The sequence below is a fragment of the Streptomyces sp. AA1529 genome (assembly GCF_000280905.1).
Taxonomy (GTDB): Bacteria; Actinomycetota; Actinomycetes; order Streptomycetales; family Streptomycetaceae; genus Streptomyces.
In genome coordinates, this window is the sequence record NZ_ALAP01000090.1 from 1 (window position 1) to 17,511 (window position 17,511).

The window sequence follows — 17,511 nt, forward strand, 5'->3', positions numbered from 1 at the left end:
TCCCGCCGGCGAAGCGCCGGGCGAGGTGTGCGTCCAGCGACGCCACCCCGTGCAGGCCCTGAGCGCACAGGAAGAGCAGGAACAGCCCGCCGAGAGCGGACAGCAGCACAGTCGCGGGATACTCGATCTCCGCGAGGACGAACCAGCCCCATGCCAGGAACGAGGCGTAGCCGGCGCCGACGGCCGCGGCCAGCAGGACGACGCCGCCCAGCAGCCCGACGCCGCACCGCGCCGCGAGATAGGCGAAGGCGGCGCTCCCGCCGGCGGGCACGGCCGGGTCGGTTCCGTACCAGACGGACATCCGTCGGCGCTCCCAGCAGGCCAGCCGTCCGGCTGTGACCGCCACCCCGCGCGGCGGGCCGGTACCGGTGCGCCCGCCCGACACGGCGAGCGACCACAGACCGCCCGCGAGCACGAGGACCAGTTCGGCGAGCGCTGACAGCGCACCGCAGAGAACCCCTACGGTCACCCGGAACCACCGGCGTCTCAATGTGCGCATAGCCCTCACGCTAGCCGCACCGGGCGTTCCCGGGGACTGCGGAAAACCGCACCCTTCCGCTGTGCCCTTCCCCAGCCGGCCGTGCGGCGGTCCGCATACCGGCCCGCCCCTGCGCTTTCTACCGTCGACGGCGTGATCATCAATGCTGCTTCTCAGCTGCCGGCCGGCGGCGTCGCCGGGTGGGCCGCCGATCTGACGGAATCCCTGGGCGCCGTGGGCGCGGGCGTGGCCATCGCGCTGGAGAACCTCTTCCCGCCGCTGCCGAGCGAAGTCATCCTGCCGCTCGCCGGGTTCGCCGCCGCCCGGGGGGATCTCTCGCTGACCGCGGTGCTGTGGTGGACGACCGCCGGCTCGGTCGCCGGCGCGCTGTCCCTCTACGCGCTCGGAGCCCTTCTCGGCCGGGAGCGCATGGTGGCGTCGGCGGCCCGGATCCCTCTGGTGAAGGTCTCCGACATCCAGCGCGCCGAGGCGTGGTTCGCACGGCACGGCACCAAGGCCGTCTTCTTCGGACGGATGATTCCCCTCTTCCGCAGCATGATCTCCGTCCCCGCAGGCATCGAACGGATGCGCCTTCCGCTCTTCCTGGCCCTGACCACGGCCGGCAGCGCCCTGTGGAACGCGCTTTTCGTCCTCGCCGGTTACCTGCTCGGCGAGCGCTGGCACCAGGTGACCGACCTCGCCGGGACCTACTCCACGGCGGTCCTGGGCGCCACCGCGCTCGCCGTCCTCGGCTTCGCCGTTCTCCGCCTGGTGAAGGCCAAAAGCGGCGGACGTCGCGCCGGCGGCTGACGCGTCCCCTGACCGGCCGTTCACCTCATCCGATCCAGCTCTCTGCCCTCGAGGTCCGACCGGCTTCCCGCGTCGGGCTCGCCCTACCGGAAGGAAAGACGTGCCGAAGAAACCGGCAACACTGCGGATCGCACGATGGAGCGCCGCACATCCCTGGTCCGCCATCGGGCTGTGGATTGCGTTCGTCGCCGTGTGCCTCTTCCTGGGGGGAGCAGTCGGCACCAATGCGATCAGCGACGAGGAATCGGGGGTGGGCGAGTCGGGCCGGGCGGGACGAATCGTGCACTCCGGGGATTTCCCCGAGAAGCCCGAGGAGAACGTACTGATCACCGCCGAGGACGGCGGAGAGCTGGACCGGACCGCCGGACAGGCGGCGGCAGCGGAGGTGGTCCGGAGGATGACGGCGCTCGCCGAAGTGGAGAGCGTCGGCGATCCGGTCCTCTCGCCGAACGGCAAGGCGCTGCTGGTCCCCGTCACCATGAAAGGCGACACGGAGAACGCCGACCGGCGGGTCGGGCCCCTGCTCGAAGCGGGCACGGCCGTCGAGGACGGTCACGAGGGCCTGCGGGTCGACGAGGTGGGCACCGGGTCCACGGCGAAGGGTCTGTCGGAGACCCTCGGCGAGGACTTCGAGCGGGCCGAACTGATCAGCCTTCCGCTGACGCTGCTGATCCTGCTCGTCGTCTTCGGTGCGATCACCGCGGCGGGCGTGCCCGCGGTACTGGCCCTCTCCTGCGTCGGCGCCGCCATCGGGCTCTCCACGCTCGCCTCTCACGTGCTGCCCGAGACCAGCGCGGTCAGCAACGTCATCCTCCTCATGGGCATGGCCGTGGGCGTGGACTATTCGCTCTTCTACCTCAAGCGGGAACGCGAGGAACGCCGCGCGGGGAAGTCCCACGTGGACGCGATCGAGATCGCGGCGGAGACCTCCGGACACACCGTGGTGGTGTCCGGCACCACGGTGATCGTGTCGATGGCCGGGCTCTATCTGGCCGACGAGGCGACCTTCGCGTCGCTGGCCACCGGTTCGATCATCGTCGTCGCCGTGGCCGTGCTTGCCTCGCTGACCGTGCTGCCCGCCCTGCTCGCCAAGCTCGGTCGCTGGGTCGACAAGCCCAAGGTGCCGGTGCTGTGGCGGCTGACCCTGCGGCCCGGCGAGTCGCGGGTGTGGCCCGCGCTGCTGCGCCCGGCGCTGTCCAGGCCGTTGACCACACTGGTGGTGTCGGTGGGCGCGCTGCTGCTGCTCGCCGCGCCCGCCCTCGGGATGAAGCTGAAGCAGCCGGGCTCCGACGACCTGTCCCGCGACATCCCGGTGGTGCGGGCCATGGACCGGCTGACCGAGGCCTTCCCCAGCAAGGGCACCGTGCACCAGGTCGCCGTCCGGGCACCCGCCGGCCGGGCCGAGGAGGTGAAGGCCGCATTGGAGGCGTTGCTGGAGCGCACCGCGGACGACGGGCTGTTCGCACACGACTCGACTCCGACGATCGAGGAGTCGGCTGACCGCCGAGTGCACACCGTCGACATCGGCACGCCCCACCGGCCCGAGAGCGACGGCGCCCGCGAGTCCCTGGACGTGCTGCGCGGCTGGGTGCCGCAGGCCGTGAACGACGTGCCCGACGCGGAGAGCGCGGTCGGCGGCAAGGTGGCACAGGGCGTGGACTTCACCGGGCATCTGGAGGCGCGGCTGCCCTGGGTGGTGGGCTTCGTCCTGCTGCTGACCTTCGTCACCATGGTGCTGATCTTCCGTTCGCTCGCGGTGGCGCTCTCCGCGATCCTGCTGAACCTGCTCTCCGCCGCCGCCTCGTTCGGTGTCCTGGTCGCCGTCTTCCAGCACACCTGGGCGGAGGGCCTGCTCGCCTTCACCAGTTCGGGTGCGGTCGTCTCGTGGTTGCCGCTGTTCCTGTTCGTCGTGCTGTTCGGGCTCTCGATGGACTACCACGTCTTCGTGGTCAGCCGGATCCGCGAAGCCGCGCTCGAGGGCGCCCCGGTGCGGGCGGCGATCCGCGCGGGCATCACGCGCTCGGCGGGAGTGGTGACCAGCGCGGCGATCGTCATGGTCGGGGTGTTCGCCGTCTTCGGCACACTGAGCATGGTCGAGTTCAAGCAGCTGGGCGTGGGGCTCGCGGCGGCCATCCTGCTGGACGCCGCGATCATCCGGGTCTACGTGCTGCCCGCGCTGATGACGGCGCTCGGCAGGTGGAACTGGTGGCCCGGGGGGATATCCGGCAGCGGCGGCGGCGCGGCGGCTCAGCCCGAACCGACATGGCTCCTGCCCGAGGGCCGGCCGCAGCCCGCGCGGCTCGCCTCCCAGCAGTCGCACCGGCAAGGCGCCCACCAGCCGGCCGGGCTCGCGCCACCTGCCCGGGAGGGCGGCCGTCCGCAACAGCAGCCGCGGCCCGGCCGGCACCGCCGGGACACCCCGTGAACCGACCGCGGCAGCCGCCCGGCCAGGTCAGGAGTCGGGCCCGGCCGCGGCCGTGAGGGAGGCCAGCTGCGTGAGGATCGAGGGGTCGGTGATCTGCTCGTCCTCGGCGAGCAGCAGCACTTTGCTGAGGATGATGCTCGTCATCCGGTCCTCGTCGGCGAACGGGAGGAAGAGCCGGCGGTGTGCCGTGGTGCCGAAGGAGGCGGGCACGACGCACAGGTGGCCGGCCGGCTCGACGTGGATGCTGCCGCTGGTCAGTTGCACCCGGTAGGTGGCCCGGGTGCCGCGGACGACGGCCGTGTGCCCTTCGACGGCGACCCGGGCCAGGCCCAGGTCGGCGACGAGCGCCGCGAGCAGTTGTGCCCGGCCCACAGCCTGCGCCGGGGACTGGTACGCCTCCGGCACGGTGCCGGCGACCGACACCACCAGGTCCAGGTCCCGCATGGCCTCGGAGAACGCCACTGGCGGTACGTCGGCCAGGGGGACCGGGCTGCCGGCGCTGTCGGGTCCGGCCGGGGCACCTCGGCGGCCGGGGGCGGAAGGTCCGCCGGTCAGGAAGCGGAGCCCGCCCACGCGGACCTCGCCCATCCCGAAGTAGCCGTTGAACTCGCAGGCCAGCGCCGCGACGAGGCCGCCGCCGACGGTGCGGGTGGCCTGGTGGTCGTCGTACTCGCCGTGGGTGGACCAGCCCCGGCCGGAGAGCAGTTGAGCCGCGACCTTGCCGTCGACCGTCTGGCCGGCGAACCGCCAGGAGACATCTCCTGCCTCGTGCTCGGCCGGGGTGAGCAGATACAGCTCGCGGAACGCCTGTTTGACCGGCTGGCGGAGCCGGCGCCGCACCAGTTGCTGCTGCCAGTGGGCGAGCAGGCCCCGTTCGTGCAGTTCGACAGGGTGGACCGCGGTGACGGGGCCGGTCGTGTCGACCTCGTCCAGCAGGCCGATGGTGCCTGCCCGGTCCCGCCAGAGCAGCGCGGGCAGCATCGCCGCGCCGGCGGGCAGCGAGCGCAGCCGGTCCGGTTCGTCGGGGGCCAGTGTCCCGGCGGTGGCGACCAGCCGCTCCACCAGCCCGGTCCGCATCCGGCGGGCCTGCTCCCGCAACCGGCCCTGGTGCCGACGCAGTTCCTGGTAGCCGGGGTCGGCGCGGACGGCGGCCGGCACCGACTTCAGGGTCCTGCCCGCCCGGCTGACCGTCAGGACGGGGTCGGCTCCGTCGAACCGCAACGCGATCCGGTAGGGGCCGGCTTCCGCTTCGGTGGGGGTCTCTTCGGCGAGCCGCGCCTCGCAGTCCCATTCGAGCCGGCCGGCGTCCGGTGCGCCCGCCACCTGGGCCAGGTGGTCGAGGGCGACGGCGATCGCGGCGGCGTGGCTGTGTCTGCGGTTCGGGCCCAGCAAGGCGCCCTTCTTCGCGGAGTCGCGCAGCGCCAGATAGCGGTCGAGCACCGTCTCGTGGGCGGCGAGGGGCAGCATCCCGAACGCGGCGATCCCTTGCAACGAGTGGTGTCTGACCCGCTTGAGCACTTGGGCCCGGTTCTCGCCCAGGGCCGCGGAGACGAGTTCGTTCGGTTCGTGTTCCAGCAGGCGCCGCGCGGTGTCGGCCCCGGCGTCCTCGACCGCTGTCAGGAGAGCGGCCCGGTCCTGGCGGGTGACGCCGTCCGGCATCGCCCGGATCAGACGCAGCAGCGGACCGGCCCCTTCCAGGCCGAACAGCGGGAGCAGCGCGTCGGCGTCCCCGGCGCGCCGCCGCCAGCCGAACGCCCGGCGCTGTTCCTCCGGCGACCGGTCCCGCAGCAGGTCCGGCAGGGCGGTGCGCTCCTCGTCGGTGAGTTCCGCCGCGCCCAGGTGGCGGGCCACCCGGGGGTCGCCCTGCCAGGCCAGGGCGGCCTGGACGAAGCGCAGTCCGCGCGGGGCCGGCCCCTTGGGCAGCGCGTCCCAGTCGGCCGGTTCCGGTGCGGAGACGAGCCGCCACGTCAGCGCGTCGACGTGGGTGCGTACCGCGTCCCGGCAGGCGAGCGACGAGCCGGTCGCCTCGTCGGTGGGTGAGCGGCCGGCGAGGGCGAGGCCGAGATAGGGGTCGTCGGTGACGGCTCGTTCGACCAGGTCCGCTTCCAGGGCACCGGCCCGGTGCAGGGCGTCGAGGATCCGCGCGACGGTCTCCCGCCGCAGGGTGCCGAGCGGGGTACGGATCAGGACCCCCAGCAACCGGGTGTCGGTGGCGGCGACGGCCCGCTCCGCCACCTCGTCCAACTGCAGCCGGTGCCGGACGTCGCAGCCGAGGAAGGCGGCGAGGAGGGCTTTGCGGTGCGCCGTCGGCCACGGTGCGGCCAGCAGTGCGGTGACGTCGTCGCCGCGGCCGGCGGGGAAGGCGGCGTCGTAGAGCACGTCGAGTGCGGCGACGAGGTCGGCCAGGTGCGGGGTGAGATTGCCGAGGGCCCGGTCGTCGCCCTGCTCGATCCGGGAGCGGATCTCCTCGGCGAGCTCCCGCAGGCCTCTCGGGTCGTCGGCCCGCGCCGCGGCCCGCGCCCGGTCCACCAGCCGCCACAGCGCCTTGCGTTGCTCGCGGACCACGCCGCGGTAGTCCTCCGGTATGTCGAGGTCGTCCGCGGAGGGGGAACGCTCCACCGTGCTCAGCCTCCCGCCAGTGCGACCAGCCGCAGGAACACCACCGGCTCACCGGGCCGGGGCGTGATCTCCTCGTCGAGGTCAGCGACCTGCCGTCCGCCGGCGAACACCGCGAACGTCCCCCGGGCGAAGGCCCGGTGTGCCCGGGACACCTCCTCGGGGACGTCCGGATCGGCCGGCTGCCGCGGCATCCTGATCACGCCGGTGGCGGCCTGCGTCCGGACGTCGTCCTCGGACAGGTAGTGGCGGTCGAGGGTGCGCCGGCTGCGGGCCGCGTCGGTGCGCAGCTCCCGGATCTGCTCCTCGACCGCCCGCCGGATCAGCTCTCGCGCCGTCGTCCGGTCACCGTCCAGCCGTACCAGCACCGTCGGCGGGCGGTCGCCGGGCGGGCCCGGTGCCGCGCTGCGCACCTCGACGTCGATCACGGCCGCAACGGTAGCCCTCCCCTCCGACATCCGTATGCGCGGCCGGGAGCGGGCGGGGGCGATGCCTCGACGACACGTGCTGCGGGGTGCGGGGCGCGGTGGCCGATCGGTCCGGTGGGCCGGCTGCGCAGCGGCCACGAGGGCCGTGCGCCTGCTGATGCCGGTACGGCCGGCCTCCTTGCCGCTGATCCCGTGGCATTCGCGGCGAGTGCTCCGAAACGCCGAGAGCGCTTCCGGGCGGCCCGCCGCGCCGTGTCGTACGTTTCGTCCGGGCCGGACAGGGCCCCGGCAGGGGTTTCTCCTGCCCGCGCACGGGAGGACGAAGAAGCCATGCCACGTCGGTTCCTGACTCGCCGTCTGCTGCCCGCCGCCGCCGGGCTCGCCGTGCTCGCACTGCCGGTCGGCGCGCTCGACGGCGCCACCGGCGCTTCCGCGGCCGGAGCGGACGGGCAGGTCTCCGGGTCGGACCACGGCGAGGTCAGGGCCCCGCGCGAGTTCAGCGGCATCGCCTGGCTCGCGACGCGGGAGAGGGCCACTGTGCCGGGCGGGGACGAAGAGCCGCGCGAGGTCTTCCTCGTGTGCCACGACACCCGGGACAACGACGCCGAGCGGGACCTGCCGCGCCTGTCACTCGTGCGGACCCCCGTCGACCCGCGGGGGATCGACGTGCGGGGACTCGACGTCGACTTCCCCGGCGTGCCGAACGACCTGGAGAGCATCGCCCGGGTACCCGGCCGCGACGAGGCGCTGCTGGTGGAGAGCAACGCCGACGGCGACGATCCCGACCCCACCATCTATCTGGCCCGATGGGACCGGCGTCTGAACATCCGCATCGCCGGTTCGGCGCCCTGGCCCGGAACGCCCCGGCCGCTGGTCAACGTCGAGGCGACCGCGGTCGCCACCGTCGGCGGGCACCACTACTTCGTGTACGCCGAGCGCGCCGAGGGCAGCGACACCACCCTCGTCAGCATGACCCGGCTCAGGATCAGCCGCAGCGGCCGGCTCACCTTCGGCACCGAGTGGGTGTCGGTCCCCTTCACCGCGGCCCAGCCGCCGGGGGCGCGCCCCGCCTCCGGCATGGACATCGACGACGCGGGCAACCTGTACATCTCCGCCGCGTACGACCCCGGTGACCTCGGCCCCTTCGACAGCGCCGTCTACCGTGCGGCCAGGATCCGTCCCGGCGGGCCCCTCGGCGCGGAGCTGGTCCCGATGCGGCCGCAGCTGCTCGCGCGCAGCTCGGGGCTGAAAGTGGAGGGGGTGGCGCTGGTGGACGGCGCCTTCCCGATCTTCATCGGTGACGACGACGAGGACTACGGCGGTCTGCTGCGGCAGCTGCGGGTGACGGCGCCCGAGGGCCGCCCGGCCGGCTGACCGGGACGACGGCGGGCCGTGGCGGGCGGCGGGCTCGGGGAGGTACCGGCAGCAGGGGCGCGGGACGGCGCGGGGCTGTTACACGTTCCGGACACAGTCCCGTGAACTCGCGCCGCGCGGCGGCCATCACACCTCCCGTACGACGCACTCGCCACGGGTGCGCCGGGAGAAGCCCGGCGCCGGAAATGAGGAACCATGACCGCCAAGCTCAATCGCGCCGTCCGCTGCACCGCCGCCGTGCTGGCCGCCCTCGCGGTCGGCGCCGGAGCGACCGCGTGCGACGCGTCGTCCGGATCGTCGGACAAGGCCGCTGCGCACTCGGGGTCGGCCGCGGACTCCTCCTCCGGTACGCAGGACGGCGGCTCGCAGAAGGACTCGCAGGACGCCGTGGACGGGGTGAAGAAGACGGCCGTCAAGGGCTCGCGGACCGACGCGGTGAATCCCGCCTCCGCGCGGACCCGGGAGAGCAAGCGCTGCCACACCGGCGAACTGCGCTACTCCTGGGGCGGCCCGCACGGCGGCGCCCCGGACATGGAGGCCGACCAGCAGCAGATCGCCTCGATCCGGCTCACCAACAGCGGCGGACGCACCTGCACCGTGTACGGCTTCCCCGGTGTCCGCCTGGTCAGCGACTCCGGCGACACCTGGGATCTGCGCCGCTCCTCGGACAAGCCGAGCACCCTCACCCTGGACCCGGGTGAGGACACCGCCATGGTCTCCATGAACGTCCTGCCGCTGCCGCAGGACATGAAGGGCCCCAAGCCCTTCCGGGTGAGCAAGGTCCTGCTGACCCCGCCCGACGAGACCACCCACGTCACGCTGGACTGGCCCTACGGCGGTGCCCTGGTCGACCAGTCCGGCGCCACCCGGCCCGGCACCTTCGTCAACCCGGTCGGCGTGGGCTGACCCCGCCGGGCCGCTCCCGCCGGCCGGTGGCGCTCCCGTCGGCACCGGCCGCGGTCCCGCCCGGACCGGGGGCGGGGCGGGGACGGACATCCGCTCCGTCCCCGCCCCGCCCCCGGTCCTTCAGGTCCGCTGCGCGGCGGCGCCGCGCGTGGGTGTCGGGCGGGAGTTCAGCCGACCGGGTCCTTGGCGGGCCCCGCGGACTGCTCCGCGGCGGCCGCCGGCGACCCGGCGGGCTCCGGCTCCGGCTCCGAGGTCCTCGGCTTCCCGGCGTACGGGCTGCGGCCCAGTTCGGGGAAGTCCGCCTTCAGCGCCCGGAGCAGGCAGAACATGACCAGGAAGGCGATCACGAAGAAGGGCAGCCCGATGACGGTGATGACCTGCTGGAGGGCGTCCAGCCCGCTCTTCCCGGTGGCCGCCAGCAGGGTGCCGCCGACCACGCCCTGCATGACGGCCCAGAAGACGCGCTGCCGGGTGGGGGTGCGCTGCTTCTCGTCGGCCCGCTCGCACAGCATGTCGACCACCATGGAGGCGGAGTCGGCGGAGGTGGTGAAGAAGATGACCACGATGAGCACCGACAGCGCCGAGACGAAGGTGGCCGCCGGGTAGTTGTCCAGGAACGTGAAGAGCGCGCCGGGCACGTCCCCGTCGTCCACGACCGCCTTGACCAGCCCGCCCGGGCCGTTCATCTCGATGTCGAACGAGCCCATGCCGAAGATGCTGAACCAGATCACCGTGAAGGCGGTGGGCAGCCCCAGCACGCCCAGGACGAACTCCCGGATCGTGCGGCCCTTGGAGATGCGGGCGACGAAGATGCCGACGAACGGCGACCAGGTGATGGTCCAGGCCCAGTAGAAGACCGTCCAGCTGCCCTGCCAGCCGGTGTCGGCGAAGGTGTCGTTCCAGAACGACAGCGGCACCACCGAGCTGAGGTAGGTGCCGGTCGATTCGACGATGCCCTTGGCCATGAAGAGCGTCGGCCCCGCGACGAGGACGAAGACCAGCAGGCCGACGGCCATCAGGATGTTGACGTTGGACAGCATCTTGATGCCCTTGTCCAGGCCGCTGACCACGGAGGCCGTCGCGATCGCGGTCACGCCCGCGATCAGCAGGACCTGGACGAGTTTGTTCTCCGGGACTCCGAAGAGTTCGTTCAGACCGCTGTTGATCTGCAGAGTGCCCAGCCCGATGGAGACCGAGACCCCGAAGAGGGTGCCCACGACGGCCGTGACGTCGACGGTCTTGCCGATCGGGCCGCTGATCCGGTCGCCGAGCAGCGGGTGCAGGATCGAGCTCACCCGGAAGGGCAGGCCGCGCTGGTAGACGAAATAGGCGAAGGCCAGCGCCGGGAGGCAGAAGATGGCCCAGGTGTGCAGGCCGAAGTGGTAGAGGGCGAACGCCATCGCCCGTTCGGCGGCCGAGTTCGACTCCGGCTTGACGCCCTGTTCGGGCGGGTCGGCGAAGTGGCTGATCGGTTCGGCGACCCCCCAGAACATCAGGATGGTGCCGATCCCCGCCGCGAAGAGCATCGCGAACCACGCGCCGTTGCTGTACTCGGGGCGCGCCTGCTGCCCGCCCAGTCGCACATGTCCGTAGCGGCTGAGCGCGATCCAGATCAGGAAGAGCACGAACGTGGTGACGCCGAGGATGTAGAACCATCCGAGGTTCGTGAGGATCCAGTCCGAGGCCGCGGTGAAGACGCTGTCGACCTGGTCGGTCAGCGTGATGGTGGTGGCGACGAACAGGACCGTCAGCGCCGCCGAGGTGAAGAAGATGACCGCGTCGGTCCGCAGACCCAGCCTGCGTTGCAGCTTGTCCAGCATGGAGTTGTCCCAACAGACGGGGAGGGAGTGCACTGAAGCGCGCCGGGCCGGGCTGATGCCAGAAGATGTGCGTTCGCCAATGATCGCCCCGGCCGCGTTGAGCGTTGATGGTGGCACTCCCGATCAAGCACCGCATCCCCTGGACTCTTCTGTTGCACATTCGTGATCATGTGAGTAACTGCCCTGTGAGGGAGCGGTATTGACTCCCCGGACGCGGTGGCGGGGGCGGATGACACCGGCAGCCTCAGGGGCAGGACCGGAGAGGTCGGAGCACTGTGGGCACGGCCGCACGGGCACGGCATCAAGGTGATCCGCACACATACGCAAAGAGGAGAAGTGCGAACAGCCGGTGGCCGGCCGCCGGCCGACCGGGCTGCTCGGCCGCCCGGCACCGGCCGGAACGCCCCGGCGGCCGGGTCCGCCGGCCGCCGGGGCGTTCTGGTGCAGGAGCGTACGGGGCTGCAGGGGCGTACCGGGATGCAGGGACACGGCGCCGGGCTGCGCGGCCGGTCCTCCTGCTACTTGCCGGTGCCGACGGGGTCGACCGTGACGCGGTCGGCGGCACCCGGCCTGGCCGGCACGCTGATGCCGACCGGCAGTTCCCTGGAGTGGGTCTCCCCGGGCGGGGTGACGAGGATGCTGCTGACAGGGACGCCGGAGCCACCGGTGTCGTTCGGCGGGCAGTGCAGGGTGAAGCGGGTCTCCTCGCCCGATCCGAGGGCGACGGCCGGGGCGGTGCGGTCGCTGCGTTCGGCGCTGAGGGGCGCGCCGGCCTGCGAGGACTTGAGGTCGACACCGGGGAAGCCCTTGAGCGAGCAGGCGTCGCCGCCGATGTTCCTGAAGCTGACCACGAGGTCGCCCTCGGCCATGCCGTGGGCCGTGTCGAAGAGGAGGTCCGACGTCCGGCAGCGCCCGGCGGTGATCTTCCCGGTTCCGCCGCCCGGAGCGGACCGTACGTTCTTCGCGTCGCCCCCGCCGCCGTCGCCGTCGTCGGAGGTCTCGGCGCCGCCGGTCGTGGCCTGCCCGCCCGACTCCGCGCCATGGCCGGATCCGGACGACGAGGAGGAGGCGGAGCCGGAGGCGTCCGACGTGGCGGTCGAGTCCTCCCCCTGGCAGGCGGTGAGCGAGAGCCCCGCGGCGAGAGCCAGGGCGGCGAGGGTGAGCTTCTGAGCGCGCATCGCTTCTTCCTTGTGCAGTGGGTGCCGTCCGCTCGGCACGGTGGATGTCTACTGAGGGCTCTGATCCACCCGGCGCGTGGGATGTTCACCCCCGGCCGCCCCTCTTACACGCCTGTGACACACGGCCTGCCTCCGCACGCCGGCCCACCGCTCCCGCACCCCTTCCTCGCTCTTCCTCGCTCCTCCTCGCTCTTCCTCGCCCTTCCTCGCTCCTCCTCGCCCTTCCTCGCCCTGCCCCGCCCCGGCGCCGCGGCCCGGTCCGCTGGCCCGGCGCCGTCTCAGCGGCGCAGGTCGTTGTAGACCGTGGCCCTGGAGACCCCGAGGAGACCCGTCAGGGCCGGCACCGCGCCCTTGAGTTCGAGGTACCCCTGCTCCTGCACGGCCTGTACGAGGGCGACGCGGTCGGCGGTGGCCAGGGCGCGCGGAGTGGTGCCGCGGGCGGCGGCGAAGGACTCCGCGACACCGCGCAGTTCGTCCAGGGTGCGGGCGCGCAGGGTCTCGGTGACCGGCGGCCGGTGGTCCTCCGTGCGCAGCAACTGCTCCAGGCCCCGGGTGAGGGTGGAGAGCAGCGAGACGTCCAGGTTGAGGCAGACGGCGGCGATGTAGGCGCCCTCGCTGTTCCGGATGCCGACCGAGGTGCTCTTGGCGGGGCGGCCGTCGGGGAACCGGTTGGGGTAGTTCTGCAGGACCTCGGGGTGGCCGGGGTCCGCGATCCGGGCCAGGCCCAGTTCGGTGGCCGGGTCGCCGATCCGGCGGCCGGAGAGGTTGTTCTCCACGGCGCGCACCGCGTGGTCGGGGTCGCGCAGATCGTGCAGCACGGCTTCGCACAGGCCGGGGAACATCCGCCCGACGGCGGTGACGATCTTCTCCGCCTCGCGCAGCAGCAGTTCGTCCTCGGTGTCGCTCACGGTGTCCCCTCGATGATCTGCGCCGTCGCCGTCGGTGCCTTGAGAGCCGAGCCGGTGAGGATGACGACCGTGGTGCCGCCCGGCGGCAGTTCGCCGCGCGCCGCGAAGAGCTCGACGGCGGCCGCGGCCGTGGCGCTGGTGGGCTCCGCGTAGAGTCCGGTGGCCGCGAGGCGGCGCAGGGCCGAGGCGATGTCCTCCTCCGGGACGGCGGCCGTGGTACCGCCCGAGCGGCGGACGGCGGCCAGCACTTCGGGGAGCCGGACGGGCTCCTTGATGGCCGTCCCCTCGGCCAGCGTCGGCCGCCACCGCCCGGCCCCGGGCGCGCCCTGCCCGGCGTCGGCCCCGGTCTCGGCGTCGGCCCCCGCGTCGGCCCCGGCGTGGAACGCGGCGTGCAGCGGCGCGCAGTTGGCCGGCTGGGCCACCAGGAGCCGGGGCAGGGCGGCGATCCGCCCTGCGGCGAGGAGTTCGCCGAACCCCAGATCGCAGCCCAGTACGGTGCTGCCCGCGCCGGCGACGGTGACCACGGCGTCCGGGGCGCGGAAGCCGAGGTCCTCCCAGATCTCGTAGGCCAGCGTCTTGGTGCCCTCCAGGAAGTACGGGTGCCAGTTGTGGCTCGCGTAGACGGTCTGCTCGGCCCGGCGCAGCGCGGCCGCGGCTGTCGCGTCCCGGTCGCCGTCCACCGGGGTCACCCGGGCCCCGTAGGCGGTGGCCTGCAGCGTCTTGGCGGGTGAGGTGTGCGCGGGGACGAGGATGGTGGCGCCGACGCCGGCGGCGGCGCAGTACGCGGCGACCGAGGAGCCGCCGTTGCCGGAGCTGTCCTCGAGAACCTGGTCGACCCCCTGGGCGGCCAGCGCGGAGATCATCACGCTGCTGCCGCGGTCCTTGAAGCTGCCGCTCGGGTTGAACCACTCCAGTTTGAAGCCGACCTCGACGCCGCCCCAGGTGCGCGGCAGCAGCGGAGTGCACCCTTCGCCCAGACTGACCGGGGGCAGCGGGGGCAGGGCGGCCCGGTAGCGCCACAGCGACCGGTCGGCCGTCACGATGTCGGCCGGCCCCGGTGCGCGCGCCGGCGAGACCAGCAGCGGTGTGCCGTCGTCCCCCCGCCAGCGCAGCGGGTCCAGCGGGTAGCGGCGTCCGGAGCGCGGATCGCGCAGGTGGCGCGCCGGGGCTGCCGGGGGTGCTTGGGGGTCGTCCTGGGAGGGGGTGGACATGAGAACTGCTCCCTTGCCGGAGGTTCCGCGGGACCGCACGCCCAGAATTGGACGCGGAATCTAAAATTAGACGCTTCGTCCAGGCAGCGCCAGGCCTGGCCGACCGGTAGGGTCACCTGATCATGGAAGCGGACACGCAGGTCGAGCTGGTCGCGATACCCCCGGGACGGGTGACCCTGTCCGACCGGCGGACGCGGCGGAGCTGGTCGGTCGACCTCGCGCCGTACCGGCTGGCCGCGCACCCGGTCACCCAGGAGCTGTACGCACGGATCACCGGCGAGCGGCCGAGCACCGCACACGGGGACCGGCTGCCCGTCGAGGGCGTGAACTGGTGGGACGCCGTGCGGTTCTGCAACGCCCTCTCGCGCCGGGAGGGCCGCACACCCGCCTACCGGCTGCGGGCCGCCCCGAACGGTGCCGCCGGACACCGCGGGGACGAGGACGACTCCGGCGTCGAGTGGGACCGCGACGCCGACGGGTACCGGCTGCCGACCGAGGCCGAATGGGAGCACGCCTGCCGCGCCGGGACCTCGGGACCGCGCTACGGGCCGCTGGACGAGATCGCCTGGTACCGCGGCACCTCGCAGGAGCGCCTCCACGAGGTGGGAGGCAGGCTTCCCAACGCGTGGGGCCTGTACGACATGCTCGGCAACGTCTGGGACTGGTGCTGGGACCTGTACGACCCCGAGGTGTACGGCGGCTACCGGGTACTGCGGGGCGGCGGCTGGTTCGACGAGCACTGGAGCTGCCGGGCCGCGGTGCGGCGCCGCAGCCATCCCGCCTTCCGGGTGGACGACGTGGGCTTCCGGGTCGCCCGGGGCTCCGCCGCAGGAGGCGGCGACGGGACCGCCGGCGGTTGCGGCACCCGTCCGGCACCCGCAGGCTGAGGACAGCGAAGCCCCCTCGACCCCTCAGCACCCCTCGGCACTCCTCGGCACCCCTCGGCATCCCTCGGCACCCCTCGGCGTCCTTCGGCCTCGTGCACCTCCGCATCCCACCGCCCGCCGCGATGCCCGTGCGACGGCGCACGGCGTCCGTGACCGCAGGAGTGTCCATGAATGCGCCCACAGCGTCGGCATCCGGCCTGCGGCATGCCCTTCCGGACGTGCCGGTCCGCCCGGGCCCGCGGAAGCGGCCGGCACCGCGCGTGTGCCGGGGCGCGGGCGGGCGCGGTCCCGCATGAGCGGCCCGGCGTCCGCGCGCAGGGCGGCGCCCGCGAGGGCCGGGGGCGCCCGTCCGGCGGCGGTCGTGCTGCGCACGGTGACCGCGTCCTGGTACCAGGACGGCCCCGAGGAGCCGCTGGTGCGGCTCCCCCACACGAGTTCCGGCCGGTGCCGGGCCGTGCCGGGGTGCGGACGGCCCCGGGCGGTGCTCTTCGGCCGGGACGGCACCCTCGTCGAGGAGGTGCCGCACAACACCGATCCCGGCCGGATCCGCCCGCTGGCCTCGGCGCGCGAGGCGCTGGAGGCGCTGCGCACCGCCGGAGTGCACGCGGGGGTGGTGAGCGAGCAGCCCGGCATCGGACGCGGAGCCCTGCGGCTGGAGCAGCTGGACGCGCTGCATGCGCGGATGGAGGCGCTGCTGGGACCCCTCGCGGTGACCGCCGTGTGCCCGCACCGGCCGCAGGACGGCTGCGCGTGCCGGAAGCCGGAGCCCGGTCTGGTGTTCGCCGCGTGCCGGGTGCTGGGCGTGCGCCCGGCGGAGACCGCGGTGGTCGGCGGGCGCACCGCCGATCTGGGGGCCGCACATCGGGCGGGTGCCACCGGAGTGCTCGTGCGGGCCGGGCACCTCGGCCGGTCCGGCGCTCCGCCCCGCACGGCCGCGCGTCTGGATGCCGCGGTCCGGGCCCTGGTCGGCGCTCCGGACGGACGCTGACCGGGCCGGAGGCCGGGAGGCGGGGCCGGGGTGCGACGCGGAGCGTCGCCCGGACTCATCATGCGACGATCACAACAGCATCTGACCGTTTTGAGAGCTTTTGCAGACATGAGAGGCTTGCACAGAAAGGTGTGTCGGGACCGCACGCGGCCGGGTTCGCCGCGCTACGAGCGGAAATCCCCGGAACTCCGAAGGGAGCCGCATCATGACGGCCGAACTGCACGGCACACGGGTGGCCCTGCTCGCCACCGACGGCGTGGAGCGGATCGAACTGGAGCAGCCGCGTGGCGCGCTGCACGGAGCCGGGGCGCGGACCGAGGTGATCGCGCTGCACACCGGGGAGATCAACGCCCGCCAGATGGACATCGACCCGGCCGGCACCCTCACGGTGGACCGGACGGCCGCCGAGGCGTCCGCCGACGACTACGACGCGCTGCTGCTGCCCGGTGGCGCGATGAATCCCGACCAGCTCCGCACCGATCCCGACGCGGTCGGCTTCGCCCGGGAGTTCATGCGCACCGGCAAACCCGTCGCGGCCATCTGCCACGGTCCGCTGACGCTGGTGGAGGCGGAGGTGGTCCGCGGCCGGCGGCTGACCTCGTGGCCCAGCATCCGCACGGATCTGCGCAACGCGGGCGCCGAGGTCGTCGAGGAGGAGGTCGTGATCGACGGGAATCTCGTCACCACCCGCGGACCCGACGACCTGCCGGCCTTCTGCGCGGCTCTCGTCGCACAGCTGGCCAGGGCCAGAACCCCCCAGTTCGCCTGACCTTCCGCACCGGCCGACCACCCCCCGGCTCCGTGCGGCGGGCCGGCCGCACGGACGACGGCCCGCGGCCCCGGGCCGGGCGGGCCCGGCGTCAGACGGCTGCCCGGCCGGATCCCCCGGACAGGAAGTGGACCGCTCTCGCGTGCCGCAACCGGGTGCGGAGGAGGACCGGGAAGCGCGGTGCGGGCACCGTGAGCACGGGGCAGCGAGCGCGGGTGAGGACGCGGCGGGCCGTACCGCCGCGCCCGAACAGCCCCCAGCGCGCGCCGCGCACCCCGATGACCAAGCGGTCGTCCGAACCGTCGGCCGTCGCGCACAGGGCGCGCCAGGGCCGGTCGCGCACCAGCCGCCGCTCGACGTCGGCCACCCCCGGAGGGTCGCCGCCGAACGCCTCGTCGAAGGCGCGGTCCAGCCGCGCGCGGGCCTCCCGGCGCCAGTTCTCGGCCCAGATCCGATCCGGCCGCAGCACGTACCCGGTCTCGCCGCGCGGCGGCTCCCAGGCCAGTACCGCCAGCAGCGGGCGGCCGGTGCAGGCCGCCTCCCGCGCGGCGGCACGCAGCGCCGCCAGACTCGCGAGCGAACCGCTCACCCCGACGACCAGCCGGCCCGGTCCGGCCGCGCCACCGCCGCCCCTCCCCGCCGTCGCTCCGCTCCGTCCGGCGGCGCCGGATCCGCCACTCATCACTCACCCCTCCTGCGTGTCGCCCCGTCCG

Annotated in this window: 14 protein-coding genes and 1 pseudogene; 7 read left to right on the forward strand and 8 right to left on the reverse strand. The window is 73.7% G+C overall.

The genetic code is table 11. From position 1 onward, the window contains the following. Positions 1–499 (reverse strand): annotated as a pseudogene (locus A949_RS38270) (sensor histidine kinase); the annotation flags it as partial. A 132-nt stretch (positions 500–631) separates the two neighbouring features. Here A949_RS38270 and A949_RS0125435 point away from each other — a divergent pair. Together A949_RS0125435 and A949_RS0125440 are read left to right on the forward strand one after the other, a co-directional pair. Further along, the gene (locus tag A949_RS0125435) at positions 632–1,288 is read left to right on the forward strand and encodes a DedA family protein (protein WP_026005031.1); all 657 of its coding nucleotides are present in this window, start codon (positions 632–634) and stop codon (positions 1,286–1,288) included. A gap of 100 nt (positions 1,289–1,388) precedes the next feature. Further along, a complete protein-coding gene (locus tag A949_RS0125440) occupies positions 1,389–3,713 on the forward strand; it encodes an MMPL family transporter (RefSeq protein WP_019358868.1) in 2,325 nt (774 codons plus the stop codon). A 27-nt stretch (positions 3,714–3,740) separates the two neighbouring features. Here the strand turns inward: A949_RS0125440 and A949_RS0125445 are convergent, their stop codons facing one another. Both A949_RS0125445 and A949_RS35735 read right to left on the reverse strand, forming a co-directional pair. Next, a complete protein-coding gene (locus A949_RS0125445) occupies positions 3,741–6,332 on the reverse strand; it encodes a DUF4132 domain-containing protein (RefSeq protein ID WP_019358869.1) in 2,592 nt (863 codons plus the stop codon). A gap of 5 nt (positions 6,333–6,337) precedes the next feature. Beyond that, on the reverse strand, positions 6,338–6,757 hold the full coding sequence (locus tag A949_RS35735; protein WP_019358870.1) for a hypothetical protein: 420 nt from the start codon (positions 6,755–6,757) through the stop codon (positions 6,338–6,340). A gap of 330 nt (positions 6,758–7,087) precedes the next feature. On the opposite strand from A949_RS35735, the gene A949_RS0125455 reads away from it, so the two are divergent. Next, positions 7,088–8,131, forward strand: coding sequence for a hypothetical protein (locus A949_RS0125455; protein ID WP_019358871.1), 1,044 nt, complete (start codon positions 7,088–7,090; stop codon positions 8,129–8,131). A 195-nt stretch (positions 8,132–8,326) separates the two neighbouring features. Next, positions 8,327–9,037: a DUF4232 domain-containing protein gene (locus tag A949_RS0125460; protein WP_019358872.1), complete on the forward strand. Its 711-nt coding sequence runs from the start codon at positions 8,327–8,329 to the stop codon at positions 9,035–9,037. Between the two features lie 167 nt (positions 9,038–9,204). Here A949_RS0125460 and A949_RS34545 read toward each other — a convergent pair whose 3' ends face one another. From A949_RS34545 to A949_RS0125485, 4 genes are all read right to left on the reverse strand, one after another. After that, a complete protein-coding gene (locus A949_RS34545) occupies positions 9,205–10,857 on the reverse strand; it encodes a BCCT family transporter (protein ID WP_019358873.1) in 1,653 nt (550 codons plus the stop codon). Positions 10,858–11,375: 518 nt separating this feature from the next. Next, positions 11,376–12,035 carry a DUF4232 domain-containing protein gene (locus A949_RS0125475; protein ID WP_019358874.1) on the reverse strand — a complete coding sequence of 220 codons (660 nt, stop codon included), beginning with the start codon at positions 12,033–12,035 and terminating at the stop codon, positions 11,376–11,378. Between the two features lie 278 nt (positions 12,036–12,313). Next, positions 12,314–12,943 (reverse strand): helix-turn-helix transcriptional regulator, encoded by a 630-nt coding sequence (locus tag A949_RS0125480; RefSeq protein WP_019358875.1) that lies wholly within the window; start codon positions 12,941–12,943, stop codon positions 12,314–12,316. Next, positions 12,940–14,154: a threonine synthase gene (locus A949_RS0125485; RefSeq protein ID WP_019358876.1), complete on the reverse strand. Its 1,215-nt coding sequence runs from the start codon at positions 14,152–14,154 to the stop codon at positions 12,940–12,942. Before A949_RS0125485 ends, A949_RS0125480 begins: the two co-directional genes overlap by 4 nt. A 122-nt stretch (positions 14,155–14,276) precedes the next feature. Between A949_RS0125485 and A949_RS34550 the strand changes: the two genes are divergently transcribed. From A949_RS34550 to A949_RS0125500, 3 genes are all read left to right on the forward strand, one after another. Further along, positions 14,277–15,041, forward strand: coding sequence for a formylglycine-generating enzyme family protein (locus A949_RS34550; RefSeq protein WP_019358877.1), 765 nt, complete (start codon positions 14,277–14,279; stop codon positions 15,039–15,041). A 292-nt stretch (positions 15,042–15,333) separates the two neighbouring features. Next, on the forward strand, positions 15,334–16,029 hold the full coding sequence (locus tag A949_RS34555; RefSeq protein ID WP_019358878.1) for a D-glycero-alpha-D-manno-heptose-1,7-bisphosphate 7-phosphatase: 696 nt from the start codon (positions 15,334–15,336) through the stop codon (positions 16,027–16,029). A 205-nt stretch (positions 16,030–16,234) separates the two neighbouring features. Beyond that, on the forward strand, positions 16,235–16,798 hold the full coding sequence (locus tag A949_RS0125500; protein WP_019358879.1) for a type 1 glutamine amidotransferase domain-containing protein: 564 nt from the start codon (positions 16,235–16,237) through the stop codon (positions 16,796–16,798). Between the two features lie 91 nt (positions 16,799–16,889). Here A949_RS0125500 and A949_RS34560 read toward each other — a convergent pair whose 3' ends face one another. Further along, positions 16,890–17,480, reverse strand: coding sequence for a universal stress protein (locus A949_RS34560; protein ID WP_019358880.1), 591 nt, complete (start codon positions 17,478–17,480; stop codon positions 16,890–16,892). Positions 17,481–17,511 lie beyond the last annotated feature (31 nt).